The 17,874-nt window shown below is 62.9% G+C and carries 17 protein-coding genes; 11 read left to right on the forward strand and 6 right to left on the reverse strand.

Features of this window, described 5'->3' with window-relative positions:
- Position 1: 1 nt before the first annotated feature.
- From BLV45_RS16885 to BLV45_RS16915, 7 genes are all read left to right on the forward strand, one after another.
- Positions 2-646 carry a methyltransferase family protein gene (locus BLV45_RS16885; protein WP_090535098.1) on the forward strand — a complete coding sequence of 215 codons (645 nt, stop codon included), beginning with the start codon at positions 2-4 and terminating at the stop codon, positions 644-646.
- 21 nt (positions 647-667) lie between these two features.
- The gene (locus BLV45_RS16890) at positions 668-1,471 is read left to right on the forward strand and encodes a glutathione S-transferase family protein (protein ID WP_090535099.1); all 804 of its coding nucleotides are present in this window, start codon (positions 668-670) and stop codon (positions 1,469-1,471) included.
- Between the two features lie 10 nt (positions 1,472-1,481).
- Positions 1,482-1,958: a hypothetical protein gene (locus tag BLV45_RS16895; protein WP_090535100.1), complete on the forward strand. Its 477-nt coding sequence runs from the start codon at positions 1,482-1,484 to the stop codon at positions 1,956-1,958.
- Positions 1,948-2,985 (forward strand): DUF2156 domain-containing protein, encoded by a 1,038-nt coding sequence (locus BLV45_RS16900; RefSeq protein WP_090535101.1) that lies wholly within the window; start codon positions 1,948-1,950, stop codon positions 2,983-2,985. Before BLV45_RS16895 ends, BLV45_RS16900 begins: the two co-directional genes overlap by 11 nt.
- Positions 2,985-4,325 carry an NAD(P)/FAD-dependent oxidoreductase gene (locus BLV45_RS16905; RefSeq protein WP_245753332.1) on the forward strand — a complete coding sequence of 447 codons (1,341 nt, stop codon included), beginning with the start codon at positions 2,985-2,987 and terminating at the stop codon, positions 4,323-4,325. Before BLV45_RS16900 ends, BLV45_RS16905 begins: the two co-directional genes overlap by 1 nt.
- A 16-nt stretch (positions 4,326-4,341) precedes the next feature.
- Positions 4,342-5,505, forward strand: coding sequence for an acyl-CoA dehydrogenase family protein (locus tag BLV45_RS16910; RefSeq protein WP_090535102.1), 1,164 nt, complete (start codon positions 4,342-4,344; stop codon positions 5,503-5,505).
- Positions 5,506-5,584: 79 nt separating this feature from the next.
- On the forward strand, positions 5,585-5,965 hold the full coding sequence (locus BLV45_RS16915) for a phosphopantetheine adenylyltransferase (protein ID WP_090535103.1): 381 nt from the start codon (positions 5,585-5,587) through the stop codon (positions 5,963-5,965).
- Between the two features lie 70 nt (positions 5,966-6,035).
- Here BLV45_RS16915 and BLV45_RS16920 read toward each other — a convergent pair whose 3' ends face one another.
- The 3 genes from BLV45_RS16920 to BLV45_RS16930 form a co-directional block, all read right to left on the reverse strand.
- A complete protein-coding gene (locus BLV45_RS16920) occupies positions 6,036-7,757 on the reverse strand; it encodes a thiamine pyrophosphate-binding protein (protein WP_090535298.1) in 1,722 nt (573 codons plus the stop codon).
- Between the two features lie 139 nt (positions 7,758-7,896).
- The gene (locus tag BLV45_RS16925) at positions 7,897-9,285 is read right to left on the reverse strand and encodes an L-serine ammonia-lyase (protein ID WP_090535104.1); all 1,389 of its coding nucleotides are present in this window, start codon (positions 9,283-9,285) and stop codon (positions 7,897-7,899) included.
- 26 nt (positions 9,286-9,311) lie between these two features.
- Positions 9,312-10,400 carry an alginate lyase family protein gene (locus BLV45_RS16930; RefSeq protein ID WP_176954185.1) on the reverse strand — a complete coding sequence of 363 codons (1,089 nt, stop codon included), beginning with the start codon at positions 10,398-10,400 and terminating at the stop codon, positions 9,312-9,314.
- A 349-nt stretch (positions 10,401-10,749) separates the two neighbouring features.
- On the opposite strand from BLV45_RS16930, the gene BLV45_RS16935 reads away from it, so the two are divergent.
- The 4 genes from BLV45_RS16935 (at position 10,750) to rfbC (ending at position 14,667) form a co-directional block, all read left to right on the forward strand.
- A complete protein-coding gene (locus BLV45_RS16935; protein WP_090535106.1) occupies positions 10,750-11,616 on the forward strand; it encodes a hypothetical protein in 867 nt (288 codons plus the stop codon).
- Positions 11,613-12,335, forward strand: coding sequence for a TylF/MycF/NovP-related O-methyltransferase (locus BLV45_RS16940; RefSeq protein ID WP_090535107.1), 723 nt, complete (start codon positions 11,613-11,615; stop codon positions 12,333-12,335). The genes BLV45_RS16935 and BLV45_RS16940 overlap by 4 nt, the downstream gene beginning before the upstream one ends.
- An 89-nt stretch (positions 12,336-12,424) precedes the next feature.
- Positions 12,425-14,065, forward strand: a complete 1,641-nt coding sequence (locus BLV45_RS16945; protein ID WP_090535108.1) for a hypothetical protein — start codon at positions 12,425-12,427, stop codon at positions 14,063-14,065.
- A 47-nt stretch (positions 14,066-14,112) separates the two neighbouring features.
- On the forward strand, positions 14,113-14,667 hold the full coding sequence (gene rfbC, locus BLV45_RS16950) for a dTDP-4-dehydrorhamnose 3,5-epimerase (RefSeq protein ID WP_090535109.1): 555 nt from the start codon (positions 14,113-14,115) through the stop codon (positions 14,665-14,667).
- Positions 14,668-14,715: 48 nt separating this feature from the next.
- Here rfbC and BLV45_RS16955 read toward each other — a convergent pair whose 3' ends face one another.
- From BLV45_RS16955 to rfbF, 3 genes are read right to left on the reverse strand one after another with little or no spacing between them, the layout of a single operon-like run.
- The gene (locus BLV45_RS16955; protein ID WP_090535110.1) at positions 14,716-15,939 is read right to left on the reverse strand and encodes a class I SAM-dependent methyltransferase; all 1,224 of its coding nucleotides are present in this window, start codon (positions 15,937-15,939) and stop codon (positions 14,716-14,718) included.
- A gap of 11 nt (positions 15,940-15,950) precedes the next feature.
- Entirely contained in the window at positions 15,951-17,060 is a 1,110-nt protein-coding gene (gene rfbG / locus BLV45_RS16960; RefSeq protein WP_245753334.1) for a CDP-glucose 4,6-dehydratase, read from the reverse strand.
- Positions 17,045-17,821: a glucose-1-phosphate cytidylyltransferase gene (gene rfbF, locus BLV45_RS16965; RefSeq protein WP_090535111.1), complete on the reverse strand. Its 777-nt coding sequence runs from the start codon at positions 17,819-17,821 to the stop codon at positions 17,045-17,047. The genes rfbG and rfbF overlap by 16 nt, the downstream gene beginning before the upstream one ends.
- Between the last annotated feature and the right edge of the window lie 53 nt (positions 17,822-17,874).

Consider the following 17,874-nt stretch of genomic DNA (forward strand, 5'->3'; position numbering starts at 1 on the left):
CATGATTCGCAAATTCATGACGGGACTCGTCGCGGTGACGCTTGTCTTTCTCGTGCCTGCCGCGGTTCTTCAGCCCGCCGCGCTCGCTTCGCCGAAGCTCTGGGCGATGGTGGGGGCCGGACTGCTCGCTTCACTGACACAGCCTGCCTATAGCCCGCTCGATCGCGATGCGCCGCCCGAGGATCGAGGCACCGCGAAGCAACTCGTATGGACGGTATATCTGACGTTGCTGGGCGGGGTGGTCGAATGTCTGGTGTGGCGTTATCCGGCAAGCATGATCTGGGACACGCTTGCCATCGCCGCGTTCGCGATTGCTATCGCCGGCGCGCTACTGCGCGCATGGGCCGTTGCGGAGCTCGGACGCTTCTTCACCTGGCACGTGCGCGTGCAGTCAGGCCAGCAGGTGATTTCGAGCGGTCCGTATCGCCTGATGCGTCACCCGAGCTACACGGGTGCGTGGTTCCTCTACACCGGCATGCTGCTCGCGATGCATGCACCGGTCTCCGCCGCGCTGGCCGGTGTGCTGCTACTGGCCGCTTTTGTACGACGCATCCGCTATGAAGAAAGTTTGATGCTGCAGACGTTCGGCGCGCAGTACATCACCTATTGCGGCCGCGTGAAGCGGCTGGTTCCGCTCGTCTGGTAACTCTGGAAATAAACGACCTCTATGTTCATTCTTCATCATTCGCCATTTTCCGTTGCATCGCAGAAGGTCCGGCTCGCACTCGCCGAGAAGCAGCTCGAATGGAGCGATCGCATCGTGGATCTCCTTGCCGGCGAGCATTGCAGCGAAGCCTTCCGTCGTCTGAACGGGCGGGCGGAAGTACCGGTGCTCGAACACAACGGGCTTGTATTGACCGAGTCGTGGTTCATCTGCGAATACCTCGACGAAGCGTTTCCGCAATACCCGTTGATGCCCGTCGCGCCTGCGCATCGTTATGCCGCGCGGCAATGGAACCACTGGATCGACCGCGAACTGCACCACGCATCGGGTGTTGTGACGTGGGCGGTGCTGGCGCGTCCGCTGCTGTTGCAGCAGCCGTCCGGGGCGGTCAACGCCCTGCTGCAGGCGATACCTGATGCGTCGGTGCGCACGTGGCGCCGTAGCGTGCTGGAGCACGGACTCGATGCGCCGGAACTGCGGGACTGTATTGACCGGCATCGCGCATTCTTCATGCGCATGGAAGCACAGCTCGCGGACGCCCATGCGTGGCTCGCCGGGCCGGCCTGCAGTCTCGCCGATCTTGCCGCGTTGCCTTATGTGATGCGCGCGGAGCACGTGGGCCTCGGCGATCTGATGACGTTCGAATCGCATCCACATCTGCGTTCCTGGTACATGCGAATGCTGACACGACCGTCCATGCAGCCATCGTTCGTACGTTATCTCGATCCCGAACTGCAGGCGCTCATGACGAAGCTTGTGGTGGCGGCGCACCCGAAGCTTGGACAGCTCATGCAGCAGACGGACTGAAGAGGGCGCCATGGACCAGCAGAACCTTTTTGAAACGCCCGCGACATACCGGCTGCTGCGGCTGGAAAACGGGGTGGCGCTCGTGATCTGTGTCGGGCTGTGCGTCGCTCATCTGACGCAGATCCGCTGGTGGGCATTCGTGCTCCTGTTCGCCTATATCGATGTCATCGGATACGTACCTGGCGCGTTCGCTCACCGGCGCGCACGTGGCAGACGGATTCACCGTGTGTTCTATGTGCTGTACAACAGCACGCACAGCGCGGTCTCCGGATTGCTGGTCGCGGCGCTGTGGGCATGGCTCGTCCGGCCCGAATGGGCGTTGCTCGCCATACCGGTCCACCTGTGCGGCGATCGCGCGCTGTTCGGCAATTTCCTGAAGCCCTTTGGCGTGAGCTTCGAGCCGGCCGCTCATCCCGCGTTCGTGCATTTCAGAACGGCCTACGTCAATGCCTCCACGACACGGCGAGGAGGTCGAGATGCAACATAATGTGCCCGCTGAAGTGCTTGACGTTCGGGCGTCGAACGATCCAGTCGACGTGCTGCGGCGCCATGCGGACCATCCGTCGGCGTTGCTGGCCGTCAATCAGGAGACCTTGCGGTTTCGCGCGCCCAATATCGACGGGCTGATTGCGTACCGGCCAGCGGGTCGTCATCATCTGGTGATGGTCGCGGGCATCACGGCCGCGCCCCGGCAGCGCGCTGCGTTGCTCGACCAGTTTCTCGACTGGGCGCGCCGGGAGCGGCGCAAGGTTGTCGCAGTCCAGATGCTTCGCGACGACGCAGTCCTGTTCGCGAGTCGCGGATTCCGGGTCAACCAGATCGGTGCGTCGTACAGCGTGAGTCTTGATCGCTTCAGGATTTCAGGCACGCCGTTCATCAAGCTGCGCAACAAGATATCGCGCGCGCGCCGCAGTCACGTCTGCGTGCTCGAACTTGGCGCTGACGTGCCTGTGACCCCGGAGATCCGGGACGCGATCGCTGCCATCGACCGCGAATGGATCAAGGACAAGGGCGCAAAGGAACTGGCCTTTCTCATCGGCGAAGTGGGCGTGCTCGATCGCCTCGACCGCTCGGTCAAGCGTCTGTTCGTGGCGATGCAAAACGACGTGACGGTGGCCTACGTTCTCTACACGGCGAGCTTCGGCCGGCACATGGGCTGGATGCACGACCTTACCCGGCGCAAGCCCGATGCGACGACGGGCGTGATGGAGTTGATCAACATCACGGCCATCGAGCGCTTTAAGGCGGAAGGCGCGGGAATGCTGAATTTCGGCTTCACGCCGCTCACATCGCTTGCCGACGAACACGAAATCGTGGGCGCGCACAGCCGTGCGACGGCGTGGACGTTCCGGCAACTGGCGCGGCACGGCAGCTTCATCTATCCCGCTGAAGCGCAGCTGCAATACAAGCTCAAATGGGCGCCCGATCTCATTCAGCCTGAGTACATCGCATTTCAGAACGGCGCGACCGCCAGCGGACTGTGGCAATTCCTTCGTTTGACGAGAGCGATCTAGTGGCTTCCGTCATGCTGTTTCCGGGGCGCCAGGTGGTGAGCGCGCCCTCGACCGTCTGGCTTCCCTTTCCACTCGACGAAGCCGCGCCCGCGGCAGCCGGCGACATGACCTGCGAAATCGCCATCGTGGGTGGTGGTCTGGCCGGGCTCTCGACCGCGCTCCATCTCAAGATGGCGGAGCCACGGCTCGACGTCGCGCTGCTCGAGGCCGGCCGTATCGGGTACGGCGCGAGCGGGCTGAACTCCGGTCAATGCGCGCCGCGGGTCGGTCCAGCGATCGAGCGACAGATGCGCTCGCCGGGGCCTGATTTCGCGCATGCGGCCTACGCGTATTCGCTCGACGCCGTGGCGTTGACGGCCAGTCTGGTGAACACCTGCGCCATCGACTGCGATATGCACACTGCGGGCCAGTGGCAGGTCGCCCTGCGTGACGCCGACGCGATGACACTCGAAAGGCGCGCCGCAGCCTATCGCGCGCTCGGCTTCGACGTGCCGTTGCTCGGCGCGGATGAGATCCGCGCATCACTGCCGGATTCGCGACGGATACGCAACGCGATTGCGTTCCCGGCCCGGTTGCTGAATCCCGGGCGGCTGTGCATCGGCCTGAAGCGCGCCGCGCTCGAGCGCGGCGTGCGTATCTTCGAAAACACGCGGGTTTCGCGTTTTGCGCGTGACACCGGCACGCTGCATGTTCGTACGGGCACGATCGGCGCTTCGCGGGTTGTGTTCGCGGTCGACGGCGGCATCGGCGGGATCGAGGGTCTGGGCGCGTTTCGACGGAGCGTTCTGCCCGTCGCGGCGTTTGCCGCGGTGACGCGTCCGCTCTCTGCCGCCGAGCGTGACGTCATCGGCTGGCGTCAGGGTCACGGTTTGTACGACGCGCGGCCGATGTTCAACTTTCTGCGGCCTCTGGCTGATGGCCGCGTGTTGATCGGCGGCGGTTATCGCTACGCGCGCGACGAAAAGATCGACCTCGATCTGCGCGCACAGAGCGCGCCGGATCTTCCCGGACAACTGGCGCTCTTCTTTCCGTCTCTGCCCTCGCTGACGGCCGATGCCGTATGGCACGGGCTGCTCGGCTGCACGCTGAACGAATGGCCCGTCGTCAAGGCGCTCGATGCTGATCGCCGCTTCTGGCATGTCGGCGCGTGGAACGGGCACGGCGTTGCGCTCGCCATTGCGGCCGGCCGCGATCTCGCGCATGCCATGGCGGGTCACGTCGCTATCCCGTCCGTTCCCTGGGCGTGCCCGCATGCCACTGGCCTGCCGCGTGCGGTTGTCCGTACGGCTCTTCCGCTGTATCTCGGATGGCTTCGCCATTCGAGCCGAATCACCATCTGAAAAGAGGTAACGACTCATGTTCTTGCAGGATTCACGTGCTGTGCTGGAGCAATACGCGCCAGGCCTTGAAGCCGAACTCGCCGGGCAGGGCCTGCTGGCAATGGAATCGAAGGACCCGCGAGAGATCACGGCATTGATCCGCCGGTACCGGCTGCCGCGACTCTGGGTCCCGGCGTCGCACGGCGGCGCGACGATTTCGCCGTACGACGGCATTCGCATGCAGCGGGCCATTGGCGCCCGTGCGCCATCGATGGCGCTCATGCTGACCATGCACAACTTCACGGTCAGCTTCTGCGGTGCGCTGGCCGACCACGTGCCGTCATGCGCACGGATGCTGCACGATGTCGCACACGACAATCTGCTGGTGGCGTCCGCGTTCGCCGAAGGGCGGCGTGGCGCGGGCATCCTGGACTCGACCGTGTACATGGTGCCGGACGGCGACGGTTTTCGGATCACCGGTAGCAAGAAGCCATGCACGATGGCGAACAGCATGGACATCATCACGGTCGGCGTCGCCGTGCAGGGATCCGACGGCACCAAACACACCGGGATGGCGATCCTGCCGGCGAGCACGCCGGGCGTCACCCGGCACAGGTTCTGGCATGTTCCGCTGCTCGCCGCCGCGGATAACGAGGAGTTGCGCTTCGACAACGTCAGGGTTCCGGCCGACCAGGTACTGCTTGCCGCCGAAGGCGACATGGAGACCGCCGGGATCGTCGCGGTCGCGGAAGCAATGGGACTGTGCTGGTTCGAGATCGTCGCTTCGGCGAGTTACCTGGGCGTGGTGAGCGCAATGGCCGAGCGGGTGGTCACGGATCGTCGCGTCGAGGATTCGGAGCGCGTGTTGCTCGCCGGTGAGCTGGAATGCGCCCAGGCGGCGCTGGACGGTGCCATTCACCTGATGCAGACCTGTCCGCCCGACGAGGCGTTGCTTGCCCGTGTACTGATGATCCGCTTCGGTGTTCAGCGAACCCTCGAGCGATGTGCGATGCACGCGGCGGAACTGGCGGGCGGTCTTGCCTACATCCGCGACGGCGAAATCATGACATTGCTTGCCGCAAGCCGCTGCCTCGCGTTCCACCCGATTGGCCGCAAGGCGGCGCAGCCGATGCTGGCCGCATGGCTGGATCAGGCCGCCGGGATCGACGCTTCGTCTGGTGCATCCGTTTCGCGGGACTAGCCGCATTGCCTATGCGAGGGGCCGCGGCGCAGACCGGCGGCCCCTCAGCCGTCTCATCACCTGGGGAAGCAGGAAAAACATGAAATACCTGATCGCCGTGCCGCTGATTATCGTCGGCATCATTCACCTGTTGCCCGTCTCGGGCGTGTCGGGTGCTCGTAGTCTTGCCGGGCTTTACGGCATCGCACTCGACGAACCCAATCTCACGATACTGATGCGTCACCGTGCGGTACTGTTTGGATTGCTCGGCGCGTTCTTGATCTATGCCGCATTCGACACCCGATTGCAGGCGCTGGGTTATATCGCGGGCTTCGTCAGCGTCGGCGCCTTTCTCTATCTGGCGTGCTCGACCGGACATCTCACCGCGCAACTGTGGCGCGTCGTGCTGATCGACGTGCTTGCGACAGTTGCGCTGGTGATCGGAGCCGGCGCGCGCTTCTGGCAGGCGCACGCTGCCTGATCCGCATTGCAGCGGACCCGAGACCGCCCGCCGTCTTGAGGTCACGGGTTTCGTGGCATCCGGGCGCCTGCTACACCTCGCCGCGCATCTTCCTTCCCTGCTCGCGAATCTGCTCGAGCGTCGCGCCGGGCGTGCTCGCTTCCTGCGGCATGCGGATTTCGATGAGCGCCGGGCGCTTCGCCGCCTGCGCACGCTCGAGCGCCGGCAGAAAATCTTCCGTCCGCTCGACGAGTTCACCATGCGCACCGAACGATCGCGCGAACGCCGCGAAATCCGGATTCGTCAGACCGGTGCCATGCACGCGGTTCGGATAGTGCTTTTCCTGGTGCATCCGGATCGTGCCGAAGTGGCTGTTGTTCACGACGATGAAGATCACGTGCAGGTCGTACTGCATCGCCGTCGCGAGTTCCGGCGCGGCCATCATGAAGCAGCCGTCGCCGGCGAGCGCGACGACCGCGCGATCCCGATACATCGATTTCGCCGCGATCGCCGCCGGCACGCCGTAGCCCATCGCGCCGCTGGTCGGCGCGAGCTGCGAGCGGAAGTGACGGTATGAAAAATGCCGATGCAGCCACGTCGCGTAGTTGCCGGCGCCGTTCGTGAGAATCGCATCGTCGGGCAGATGGGCGCGCAGCTGCTGCATGATTTCGCCCATCTGCACGTCGCCGGGAATGGTGCGCGGCTTGCGCCAGTCGAGATACGCCGCGTGCGCGGCTTGCGCCGAACCGGCCCAGCGCGGCGTGGACGACGGCGTCAGTTCTGCGAGCAGCGCCGCGAGTTCCGGCATGCCCGAGACGATTGGCAGATCGGCTGCATAGACACGCCCGAGTTCCTCGGTGCCCTGATGGATGTGCACGAGCGTCTGCTTCGTCTTCGGGATATCGAGCAGCGTGTAGCCGTTCGTCGTCGCTTCGCCGAGGCGCGGGCCGATCGCGAGCAGCAGGTCGGCGTCGCGGATGCGCGCGGCGAGCGCCGGATTGATGCCGAGACCGACGTCGCCCGCGTAGTTCGGATGCTCGTTGTCGAGCGTGTCCTGATAGCGGAACGCGAGACCGACCGGCAACTGCCAGGTTTCGATGAAGCGGCGGAAATCCGCGCACGCCTGCGGCGTCCAGCCGCTGCCGCCGGCGATCACCATCGGCCGCTCCGCGGCTTCCAGCAGCACGCGCAACTGGTCGATCTGCGCCTTCGACGGCGACGCCGCCACGCGCTGATATTTCGGCGCGCCTGGTACGACCGGACACGCGTCGCTCAGCACGTCTTCCGGCAGCGACAGCACGACGGGCCCGGGACGGCCGGACGTCGCGATGTGAAACGCGTGACTCAGGTATTCAGGAATGCGGCGCGCGTCGTCGATCTGCGCGACCCATTTGGTCATCTGGCCGAACATGCGGCGGTAGTCGATCTCCTGGAAAGCCTCACGGTCGAGATGCTCGCGCGCGCACTGGCCGATCAGCAGGATCATCGGCGTCGAGTCCTGGAACGCGGTATGCACGCCGATCGACGCGTGCGTCGCGCCCGGGCCACGCGTGACGAGCGCGACACCCGGCCGTCCGGTCAGCTTGCCGACGGCTTCGGCCATGTTGGCCGCCGCTGCCTCGTGACGGCAGACGATCGTCTGGATACTGCTGGTCTCGTCGTGCAGCGAATCGAGAATCGCCAGAAAGCTCTCGCCCGGCACGCAGAACACGCGCTCGACGCCGTGCGTCAGCAACGCGTCGACAATCAGGCGTGCGCCGGTGGTGGTGGCGCCAGCGGAATCAGTAGCAGCAGAAACGTTCGGCAACGACATTGCTAGAAACCCTCCAGTCAGTTCATTCGGGCCAGCACCGCCGGCCTGTTCAGGCGGGCGGTGCTGACCGGTGTCACGGTTGACGGCCGCGCGCTGCATCAGCGCGATGCGCACGCGGCCTTTATTCAAGCGACGCGCCTCAGCACTCGACGATATTCACCGCGAGGCCGCCACGCGACGTTTCCTTATATTTGGTCTTCATATCGGCGCCGGTTTCGCGCATCGTCTTGATGACGGAATCGAGCGACACGTAGTGGCTGCCGTCGCCGCGCAGCGCCATGCGCGCGGCGTTGACCGCTTTCACCGAAGCCATCGCGTTGCGTTCGATGCACGGAATCTGCACCATGCCGCCGACCGGGTCGCACGTGAGGCCGAGATTGTGTTCCATGCCGATTTCGGCGGCATTTTCGACCTGGAGCGGCGTGCCGCCCATCACGGCCGCGAGCGCGCCGGCCGCCATCGAACACGCGACGCCCACTTCGCCCTGGCAGCCCACTTCCGCGCCCGAAATCGATGCGTTCAGTTTGTACAGGATGCCGATCGCGGCGGCCGTCATCAGGAAGTCGACCACGCCCTGTTCGTTCGAGCTGGGCATGAAGCGCGTGTAGTAATGCAGCACGGCCGGAATGATGCCCGCCGCGCCGTTGGTCGGCGCCGTGACGACCCGCCCGCCCGCGGCGTTTTCCTCGTTGACGGCGATCGCGTACAGATTGATCCAGTCGACCATCGACAAAGGATCGCGCAGCGCCAGCTCCGGGTTGCCCGACAGCGCACGGTACAGCTGCGGCGCGCGGCGTTTCACCTGGAACGGACCGGGCAACGTGCCATCCGCGTCGGGATTACCGATGCCGCAGCCGCGCGCGACGGACGATTGCATCACCGCCCAGATCTTCAGCAGGCCCTCGCGCGTTTCCGCTTCGGTATGCCACACGCGTTCGTTTTCCCACATCAGTTGCGCAATCGATTTGCCTGTCGAGGCGCACATCGCCAGCAATTCGTCGCCGGAGCGAAACGGATGCGGCAGTTGCTCGACGGCGCTCAGCACTTTCGTATTCGGCGCGCCGGCCGTCACGACAAAGCCGCCGCCCACCGACAGATACGTCGATTCGCGCAGCGTTGCGCCGTTTGCGTCGAACGCGTGGAATTTCATGCCGTTCGGATGTTCGGCGAGCGCCTGCCGGTAGAACGAGATGTGGTCTTTCAGAACGAACGGAATCGCATGCTTGCCGAGCAGCGACAGCGTGCGCTTCTCGCGTACCGCTTCGAGACGTTCAGCGATGGTGTCCGGATTGACGGTATCGGGCGCGTCGCCGAGCAGGCCGAGCATCACGCCGCGATCGGTGCCGTGACCTTTGCCCGTTGCGCCGAGCGAGCCGTACAGATCGATCTTGACGGACGCCGTGGCGTCCAGCAGCCCGTCGCGCTCAAGACCCTGGGCGAACATCAACGCCGCGCGCATCGGACCGACCGTATGCGAGCTGGAAGGACCGATGCCGATCTTGAAGAGGTCGAACACACTGACTGCCATTGCTGCTCCTGCAAATAAAGATCGTTTTAGCGTGCCGCGAGCGGCAGGCACACGGCGAGCCACGCGGGCGGCATCGGTGCCAGTTGCCGTGCGACCGGCGTGAACCGGCCATCGAGTCGCGCGGCGAGGTGGAACAGTTCGGTTGCGTTCTTCGGATCCCATTGACCCGAGTAGCCGGGCAGGCCAGCCTCGCGACGTTTCGCGTCGAACGGCACGTCCGTATGCACGAATTCTTCGTGTGTCTTCGCGCCGGTCGCGTAGGGCTTCAGCCAGTCGAGCGCGGCATTGAGCGACGCGCCGTTTGCCCCTTTTTCGGGCAGCCAGTTGCGGTTGTGGCGGCGCGCGGCCAGCGCGGCGATGACGAGCGGTTGCAGGTCGTAGGTGACGTAACGCAGCGCGTCGCGTTCGGCGAAATCGACGGTCGAGCCGTCGGGCGCGATGTTGTCGCCGATGTGCTCGACATACAGACGCTGCGCCGCGTTGATCATCTTGCGATTGTCGAGCGTGAACGCCGCCATCGCTATCAGTTTGACCCGGTGGCTTTGCCAGTTGTTCCGGAACGTACCCTTGAGCGGGCGCGGCTGCGCGTCGATCTGTCCGATGTAGCCGTTCGCGAGTTTCGTGAGGAACGCCATCGCGGCGTTGCGCGTTTTCACGGGCAGCGCGCTGGCGGTCATGTCGTACGCGAGGATCAGGCCGTCGAAGTGTGTTTCGTCGACCGGATTGAAAGTCGGCTGATAGGTCGTCACCCACGCGTACAGCAGGCGGTCGACGAGCTTCAGATACCGTTCGTCGCTGGTGGCGCGCCACGCGAGCGCGGCGTCGCGCAGCAGGTCGAGATCCTTTTCGGCTTCCACGCTCTGGTCGTAGATGCCTTCGTGTGGCAACGTGCCTTCGGTATGCAGTTTCGCGAGCGCGTGGGGCGGGTCGTTCAGATGTAACAGCACGTTGCCGACCAGCGCCTTGACGCCGGGATCCGCGTTGGTGCGCTCGCTGGTTTGCAGCGCCGGCGCGGCGCAGAAATTCATCGCCGCGTGGGCCTGCCGCCCGGTCAGCACGAGCGCGCCGCAGGTCAGGAGCAAGATGGTCAGTGAAAATCTGGCATTTTCGCGCATTTTGCGCGTTGGATATCGGCAGGATTGCGTCATTCGCACCAGTTGCACAATGCGAAACTCCTTTTGGGGGTTCGGTGAGTGATATTAGCGGTTCCCAGACGAGCCGCGCACGTGACCTGAGTGACACGTCAGCCGGTGTCTGCAACCTGCCCGATGCAACCGGTAGCACCTGCGATTGTCGCTCCATCCAGGAAATTGGACCCTGTTCAGGCGTTAGTTTGGTGCGTGACGACTCGCAAAGCTAGCTGATACTTCTGGATCATGCAAATTGTTTGCGCACTGCTGCCGGCGAGGGCGCCGGATGGCGGCAACGCTCAGTAGTTGTCAGTCGACGGGTCCGGGGAGAACGATGAATCTACATGTTAACCAAGCTCGAAACCACCTCAATCTAAGGGATGCCATTTACTTTGGCGCGATCTTCCTGGAAACGCAATTGAAGGCTGCGCAGGACCTGCGCGCGTTCGCGGCACAGAGCATTTCGCAAGTGCTGGGCGCGGACGGAGATCCTCTGACGCTTCATACGCAGGTGCCGGTGAAGGAGTTTGTCGAGATCGTTTCGGGCATCAAAGGCCGCTTCACCAATAGCGACGAAGTGAAGGAAATCATCCGCGCATTCATTGTCGAGCTTGGCGAAGATCCCGCCGAATACTTGTTCGACGTGCCGCGCCTGCGCGTCGTGCCGCATTACGACTATCTGCACGCTGGCGTCAGCTATGCCTACAAGCTGCACCGCGATACCTGGTACGGCTCTGTTCAATGCCAGCTGAATACGTGGATGCCGGTCTACGGCGTCACGCCTGAACAGACCATGCTGATCAACCCGGAGTATTTCAGCCTGCCGGTGAAGAACTCATCGGTGGACTGGCAACTGACGGAGTGGATCAACAACGAGCGCTGGAAAGCGTCGCAGGCGCTGACCGAAGAAACCCGCGTGCATCCCATTCCACTGGAAGACGTACCGTCGGCCAACGAACTGCGTATCGGACTGAACGGCGGTGAAATGATGATGTTCTCCGGTGCCCATCTTCACGGCACGGTGCCCAACCGGACGGAAGAGACGCGCTTTAGCGTTGATTTCCGGCTGATGCATCTCGAAGACCTGAAATCCGGCCGCGGGGCGAACAACGTCGACAACGGCTGCCCCGATCCCGAGGCCGGATTCAAGGACTATTTCTACGCGCACAGTTTCGATCGTTTTCAGGAGATAACCGCATGACCAAGCGCCGACTCACCGAAGCCGAAAAGGCATTCGCGGCCAAACGCGCCGACGTGCTGGACCGCGTCGACGCGCAATACGTCGCAAGCGCGCCGTTTGTGTTCGCGGACCGCATCACCGTGACCGCCGCGCTGTCGCGAATGGAGCTCTTCAAGAAAGTGCTGGATATTCCGGGCGCGATCATCGAATGCGGCGTGTACAAGGCGAACTCGCTGATGCTCTATATGCATCTGTCGACGATTCTCGAGCCGTACGCGATCAACCGGTCGATCATCGGCTTCGACACGTTTTCCGGCTTCACGGGCATCGATGCAGTCCACGATCCCGACGACATCAACACGACGATGTTCTCGGACACGGACATGTCGCTGATCGAATCGATGATCGAGGCGAATGACCTGGTCCGCCCGGTCAACCGGATTCCGCGTTGCGAACTGGTGAAGGGCGACATCGCGAAGACTGCTCCGGAATTCGTCAAGACGCGCCCGGATCTCGTCGTGGCGATGCTGATCCTCGATACCGATCTGTACGAGTCGACGAAGGTGGCGCTGGAGACGTTCCTGCCGTACATGCCGAAGGGCGCGATCGTCGTGCTCGATGAAGTGGCGTACCGGAATTTCCCTGGCGAGACGGTTGCGTTGCGCGAAGTGCTCGACCTGAACAAGGTCGAACTCAAGCGTCTGCCGTTCGACGCCTGCACCGGCTATTTCCACGTTTGACACTGTGCTGATGCCGGGCCCGCCCGTGCGACGAAGCACACGGTCGAAGGGCAGCCCGGCGACACCACGAACCTGACAGGCACGCAGCGATGAAAGCCAACATCTTCCAGATTGCCTGCGGCAGCGGGACGTCCAGCCAGAACGACGCGGGCTTTGTCGCGCTCGACGACGTCGCCGGCGACGCGCGGTGGGGCGGATACCGGGCCATCCGGAATTACTTTTTGAGTCATTCCGTCAATGAAGATGAGCTATATGGCTTCTTCGCGTCGGACTTTCGTGACAGGACGGCGCTCCGCAGTGAGGACGTGCACGCGTTTATCCGCGATAACCCGGGCCAGGAGGTCTACGTCTTTTCGCCTGCGATCCGGGACTCAGCCTGTTATGCAAGCGTCTTCGAGCAGAACAATGCGCTGCTGCCTGGTTTTATCGACGTGGCTAGCTACTGCAGCAAGCGGATGGGCCTCGACGTCGATCTCCGCACGCTGGTGACGGATAGCCGCTCCACGGTTGACGGATACGACATCGTCGCGAAGCCGTCTTTCTGGCAAACGTGGTTTGCGCTCTCCGAAAAGCTGTTCGAGCTTTTCGAAACTCCAGATCCGCAGACGCGTGCCCAGCTCGCTGGGTTTGCGACGGACGACATGAAGGGCCCGCTTGTCAGATGCATTGCGTCGCTGGTGCTGGCGTTCTGTCCGGATATTGCGGTACGCGCGTTCGACACGTCCTCGATGCCGTGGGCGAATCGCGCTTTTGAACCGTATGCAGAGCAGCTCACGTTTCTCATCCAGCTCAAGACCGACTACGTGCGGACGTCCGACCCGTCTTATCTGGACAACTTCCGCAAGTTGCGCGATGCCATTCTGAAAATCTGCGTGAGCGACCGTACCGATCGGGCGCCGGCGGAGCCGTTCACCCTGTCGGATCTGCTGTACGTGTGCTACACCCACGTGCCGCTGCCGTTCGAATACCCGTCCTTTGTCTCGCCGATGTATCTCGGTGAATCGCAGGGAGAAGGCAAGGCCAACCTTCGGGATCTGGCGCCGGAGTGGGAGCCGTACCATCCGCAACTGGGTTCGCTCGCGGGATGTTTCGCGCTGAAGAATTACATCGTCAAAAGCGGTCTGAAGCTGCGGCGGATCGGCATATGCCAGTACCGCAAGTTCATCTCGATCGGGAAGATCGGCGGCGTGCCCGCGGAAAACTACCGGATGATGGATGTGATCAGCCCGCAAACGCTCGGGCAGACGGACCTCCAGGCCGTGATGCTTCCAGAAGGCGACGATCTGCTGCTCGGGCAGTACGGTTTGCTGTCGAACGGGTATCTTGATCAGTACAACAGCGTCCATCCTGTCGAAGACCTGCTGCGTTTCACGTCCGAAGCGATCGCGCTGGGCGTTCTGGAGCGAGGCGAGCTGCTCGCATTCTTCAATGCGACAGCCTTCGTTCCGGGCGGGATCGAGATGGGCGTGTTTCCGGCGGACTTCTGGCTGGAGGCGATGTCGGCCATCGAGGTGGTCGTGCGCGCCTGCGTGACGCGTTACCCTGAAAAGCGTGAGGGTTACCAGTCGCGTTCGTGGGCTTTCTGCGCGGAACGCCTTGGCAGCTATCTGCTGCTGAAGTATCTGGTCGGCCGGTATGGCGCCGATAACTGGCAGAAAAAGTTTACGGGGCAACTCAATCTGTATAGCGACGAAGAGACCGCGATCTACGCGGGTACCGGTCAGAGATAATCAGCCCGCGCATCCTGCCCGTCCCGACAGAAACAGCCAGCACGCCGATGACGAACAATCCTCTCACTGCCTTGCCGATTCCCGGCGCTTTTGTCGCCCAGAGCACCCCGCGAGGAGACGAGCGGGGCAGTTTCATGCGCCTCTTTTGCGCGCGGGATTTTGCCGAGGCGCATGGCACGCGAGAGATCGTGCAGATCAACTGGTCGCATACGGTGCCCGCAGGCACCGTGCGCGGTCTGCATTTTCAGGCAGGCGCCGACGCCGACGCGAAGTGGGTGCGCTGCATCGAAGGTCATGTGTGGGATGTGATGGTCGACCTGAGGCAGGATTCACCGACTTTTCTGCAGTGGCATGCGGTCGAGCTGTCGGCCGAAAATAATCGTGCCGTTTTCATCCCTGAAGGATGTGCGCACGGCTTTCAGTCGATCGAGCCAGACAGCAAGCTCCTCTATCTGCACACCGCTTTTTATCAGCCGTCCGCCGAACGCGGCATTGCATTCGACGATTCGCAACTGGCCATCGCGTGGCCGCGCGAAGTCACGTTACTCTCGCCGCGAGACCGCGCGTTGCCGACCGTCAAGACGTACTTCGAGCAAAACTGACAGCGGCGGACCCGTCATCGCGCGAAGATCGCTATGACGGGCTGTGCGTTACAGGTACCGGATCTCCGGCATCGCGACCGCAAAGCGAACATCCGGGCCCAGCGCGGCCGACTGCTGCGCAATGATTTCGTCGGAGATATTCCACGGAAGGATCAGGACGATGTCCGGCTTGACGCGCGCCAGTTCAGTCGGCGAGACGATCGGAATATGGCTGCCCGGCATGAACTTGCCTTGTTTGGACGGCGCGAAATCGCACACAAAAGGCAGCAGGTCCGGTTTCACGCCCGCGTAGTTCAGCAGCGTGTTGCCTTTGGCCGCTGCGCCATAGGCGGCCACTACGAGACCGGCTTCCTGGCTTTCGATCAGGAAGCGCAACAACCCGTTCTTCGTCGTGTTAACGCGACTCTGGAATCCTTCGTAGGTTTCACGCTGCGCGATGCCGCGCTCGCGTTCGAGCATGCGAATGCGCTCGACCGACGCGTCGTCCGTGCGCGTATCTTCCGCGTGGCAGCCGTACACACGCAGGCTGCCTCCATGCGTCTTCAGTTGCTCGACGCGGTATGCTCGCAGCCCGGCCGCAGCAAAAATGTGCTCCACGGCGTGCAGCGAGAAATACGAAAAATGCTCGTGGTAGACCGTGTCGAATTGCCCTTCGTCGATCAGACAGACCAGATGCGGAAACTCAAGCGTCACCGTGCCGCCCGGCTTGAGTACCGTCTTCAGCCCAAGCGTAAAGTCGGTCACATCGGGTACATGCGCGAACACGTTGTTGCCGATGACGAGGTCAGCCTGCTTTCCCTCGGCGGCCAGCGTGCGGGCAAGCTGCTCACCGAAAAACTCGCGTATCACCGGAATACCCTGCGCTTCCGCGCGGGCCGCTGTGCTCGCAGTCGGCTCGATGCCGAGACACGGAATGTCGGCCGCCACGAAGTTGCGCAGCAGGTAGCCGTCGTTTGACGCCACCTCGATCACGAACGAGCGGTTGTCGAGCGATAACGTATCAGTGATCGACGACGCATAACGTCGCGCATGCTCAAGCCAGCTTTCCGATACCGACGAGAAATAGGCATAGTCGGCGTCGAACAGTGCTTCGCGCGACGCATAGTCTTCGGTCTGCACGAGCCAGCATTCGTCACAGACGAACAGTTTGAGCGGGTAATACCGCTCAGGCTGCGTGAGGTCAGCCGGATTCAGATATGCATTGGAAGGCGGAGCGAATCCGAGATCCAGAAACGATAGAGTGAGTGGATGACCACAGTGGCGGCAGTTCAAGAGTTTTGTCCTCACATGCACGCGGCACCGGCCGCGCGGATTCGTGCTTCATAACGCTCAATCTGATCGAGCGTTATGCTTCGTGCGTATGTTCCCGACCGTTGCGCGCGGTGCCAGCCGGCAATCCAGTTCAACGCTTCGTCGAGGCCAAGCAGCGTGTCCCAGCCGAGTTCGCGGCGCGCCTTGCTGGCGTCGAGCATCAGCAGGCCGGCTTCATGCGGCGTGTTTTCGTCTTCCTGCACGACAAATGATGCGCCTTCGCCGAGCGCGGACACGAGTGACGCTGCGATCTCGTCAACCCGACGCATGTCGCTGGCGAGCGGTCCAAAATTCCATCCGCCCACGTAGCGCGCGCCGTGCTCATGCAGACCTTCCGCGAGCGCAAGATAGCCGGCGAGCGGTTCGAGCACATGCTGCCAGGGCCGCACCGAACGCGGACGACGTACGATCGCGGGAACGCCGCGATCGAATGCGCGCAGCAGATCGGGCACAAGCCGGTCGGCTGCCCAGTCGCCGCCGCCGATGACATTGCCGGCGCGGGCACTGGCGAGTGCCACCTGCTGTTGCGCACCTTTCGATTCAAAAAACGACTGCCGGTACGCCGATGTCACCAGCTCGGCGCAGCCCTTGCTGTTGCTATACGGATCCCGGCCGCCGAGCGCGTCGCTTTCGACGTAGCCGCACGCGATCTCCCGGTTCTCGTAACACTTGTCGCTGGTGACGTTGATGACCGCACGCACGCTGTTCACGTGCCGGACGGCATCCAGCACATGCACGGTGCCCATCACGTTCGTCGCGTAGGTTTCGATCGGGTCCAGATACGATTGCCGGACAAGTGACTGCGCGGCAAGATGAAACACGACCTCCGGCTGCGCGCGCTGCATGGCGTCGCGCACCGCTGCGGCATCGCGGACGTCGCCGGTGATGTGGGTCAGGCCGGCAGCAACATCCGCTTCCTGAAACAGCGACGGCTGCGTGGGCGCATCCAGCGCGAAGCCGGTGATCTCCGCGCCCAGCCGTTGCAGCCAGAGACACAGCCAGCTTCCCTTGAAACCGGTATGGCCGGTGACAAGAACCCGCCGCCCGTTCCAGAACTCCGCGTTCATCACCAGGTTTTCCACGGCGCGTCGCCGCTAGCCCAGATTGCATCGAGCTGATGTTTGTCGCGCAGCGTATCCATCGGTTGCCAGAAGCCGTTGTGGTGGTACGTCTGCAGTTCACCGCTGGTGGCGAGCTTCTGCATCGGCTCGCTTTCCCATGGAACGCTGTCGTCATCGATGAAGTCGAGCACGCGCGGCGATACGACGAAGTAGCCGCCGTTGATCCACGAGGTCTGCATCTGCGGCTTTTCCGCGAAGCCGACGACAGTACGTTCATCATCGGCGATCTGCAGAACGCCGTAACGTCCGGGTTGCTGCACGCCAGTGACGGTGGCGAGACGGCCATGACTCTTGTGGAACCGGATCAGTTCGGTGATGTTGACGTTGCCGACGCCGTCCCCGTACGTGAAGCAGAACGCCTGCTCGTCGCGCAGAAGATGCGATGCGCGCTTCAGCCGGCCGCCGGTCATCGAGTGTTCACCCGTGTCGAGCAGCGTGACGCGCCACGGTTCGGCGTAGCGCTGGTGCACTTCCATGCTGTTCTTCGCGAGGTCGAAGGTGACGTCGGACGAGTGCAGAAAGTAGTTGGCGAAGTACTCCTTGATCACATAGCCCTTGTAACCGCAGCAGATGATGAAGTCGGTCATGCCGTGGGCGGCATAGATCTTCATGATGTGCCACAGGATCGGACGATCGCCGACCGTCACCATCGGCTTGGGCCGGGCCTGGGTTTCTTCGGACAGGCGCGAGCCAAGTCCGCCAGCGAGAATGACAACTTTCATGTCGGTTAGCTTCGTGCAGTGTGAACAGTGAGCGTGACGCGCTGCATCGTGTA

Origin of the sequence: Paraburkholderia sartisoli (assembly GCF_900107685.1) — a bacterium.
GTDB classification, from domain to species: domain Bacteria; phylum Pseudomonadota; class Gammaproteobacteria; order Burkholderiales; family Burkholderiaceae; genus Paraburkholderia; species Paraburkholderia sartisoli.

Excerpts from the sequence above, each read along its gene's own strand:
- BLV45_RS16885 (WP_090535098.1), top strand. The coding sequence starts at position 2 with ATGATTCGCAAATTCATGACGGGACTCGTCGCGGTGACGCTTGTCTTT.
- BLV45_RS16930 (WP_176954185.1), bottom strand. The coding sequence starts at position 10,400 with ATGCGCGAAAATGCCAGATTTTCACTGACCATCTTGCTCCTGACCTGC.
- BLV45_RS16895 (WP_090535100.1), top strand. The coding sequence starts at position 1,482 with ATGGACCAGCAGAACCTTTTTGAAACGCCCGCGACATACCGGCTGCTG.
- BLV45_RS16935 (WP_090535106.1), top strand. The coding sequence starts at position 10,750 with ATGAATCTACATGTTAACCAAGCTCGAAACCACCTCAATCTAAGGGAT.
- rfbF (WP_090535111.1), bottom strand. The coding sequence starts at position 17,821 with ATGAAAGTTGTCATTCTCGCTGGCGGACTTGGCTCGCGCCTGTCCGAA.
- BLV45_RS16910 (WP_090535102.1), top strand. The coding sequence starts at position 4,342 with ATGTTCTTGCAGGATTCACGTGCTGTGCTGGAGCAATACGCGCCAGGC.
- BLV45_RS16940 (WP_090535107.1), top strand. The coding sequence starts at position 11,613 with ATGACCAAGCGCCGACTCACCGAAGCCGAAAAGGCATTCGCGGCCAAA.
- BLV45_RS16900 (WP_090535101.1), top strand. The coding sequence starts at position 1,948 with ATGCAACATAATGTGCCCGCTGAAGTGCTTGACGTTCGGGCGTCGAAC.
- BLV45_RS16920 (WP_090535298.1), bottom strand. The coding sequence starts at position 7,757 with ATGTCGTTGCCGAACGTTTCTGCTGCTACTGATTCCGCTGGCGCCACC.
- BLV45_RS16945 (WP_090535108.1), top strand. The coding sequence starts at position 12,425 with ATGAAAGCCAACATCTTCCAGATTGCCTGCGGCAGCGGGACGTCCAGC.
- BLV45_RS16890 (WP_090535099.1), top strand. The coding sequence starts at position 668 with ATGTTCATTCTTCATCATTCGCCATTTTCCGTTGCATCGCAGAAGGTC.
- BLV45_RS16925 (WP_090535104.1), bottom strand. The coding sequence starts at position 9,285 with ATGGCAGTCAGTGTGTTCGACCTCTTCAAGATCGGCATCGGTCCTTCC.
- BLV45_RS16915 (WP_090535103.1), top strand. The coding sequence starts at position 5,585 with ATGAAATACCTGATCGCCGTGCCGCTGATTATCGTCGGCATCATTCAC.
- rfbC (WP_090535109.1), top strand. The coding sequence starts at position 14,113 with ATGACGAACAATCCTCTCACTGCCTTGCCGATTCCCGGCGCTTTTGTC.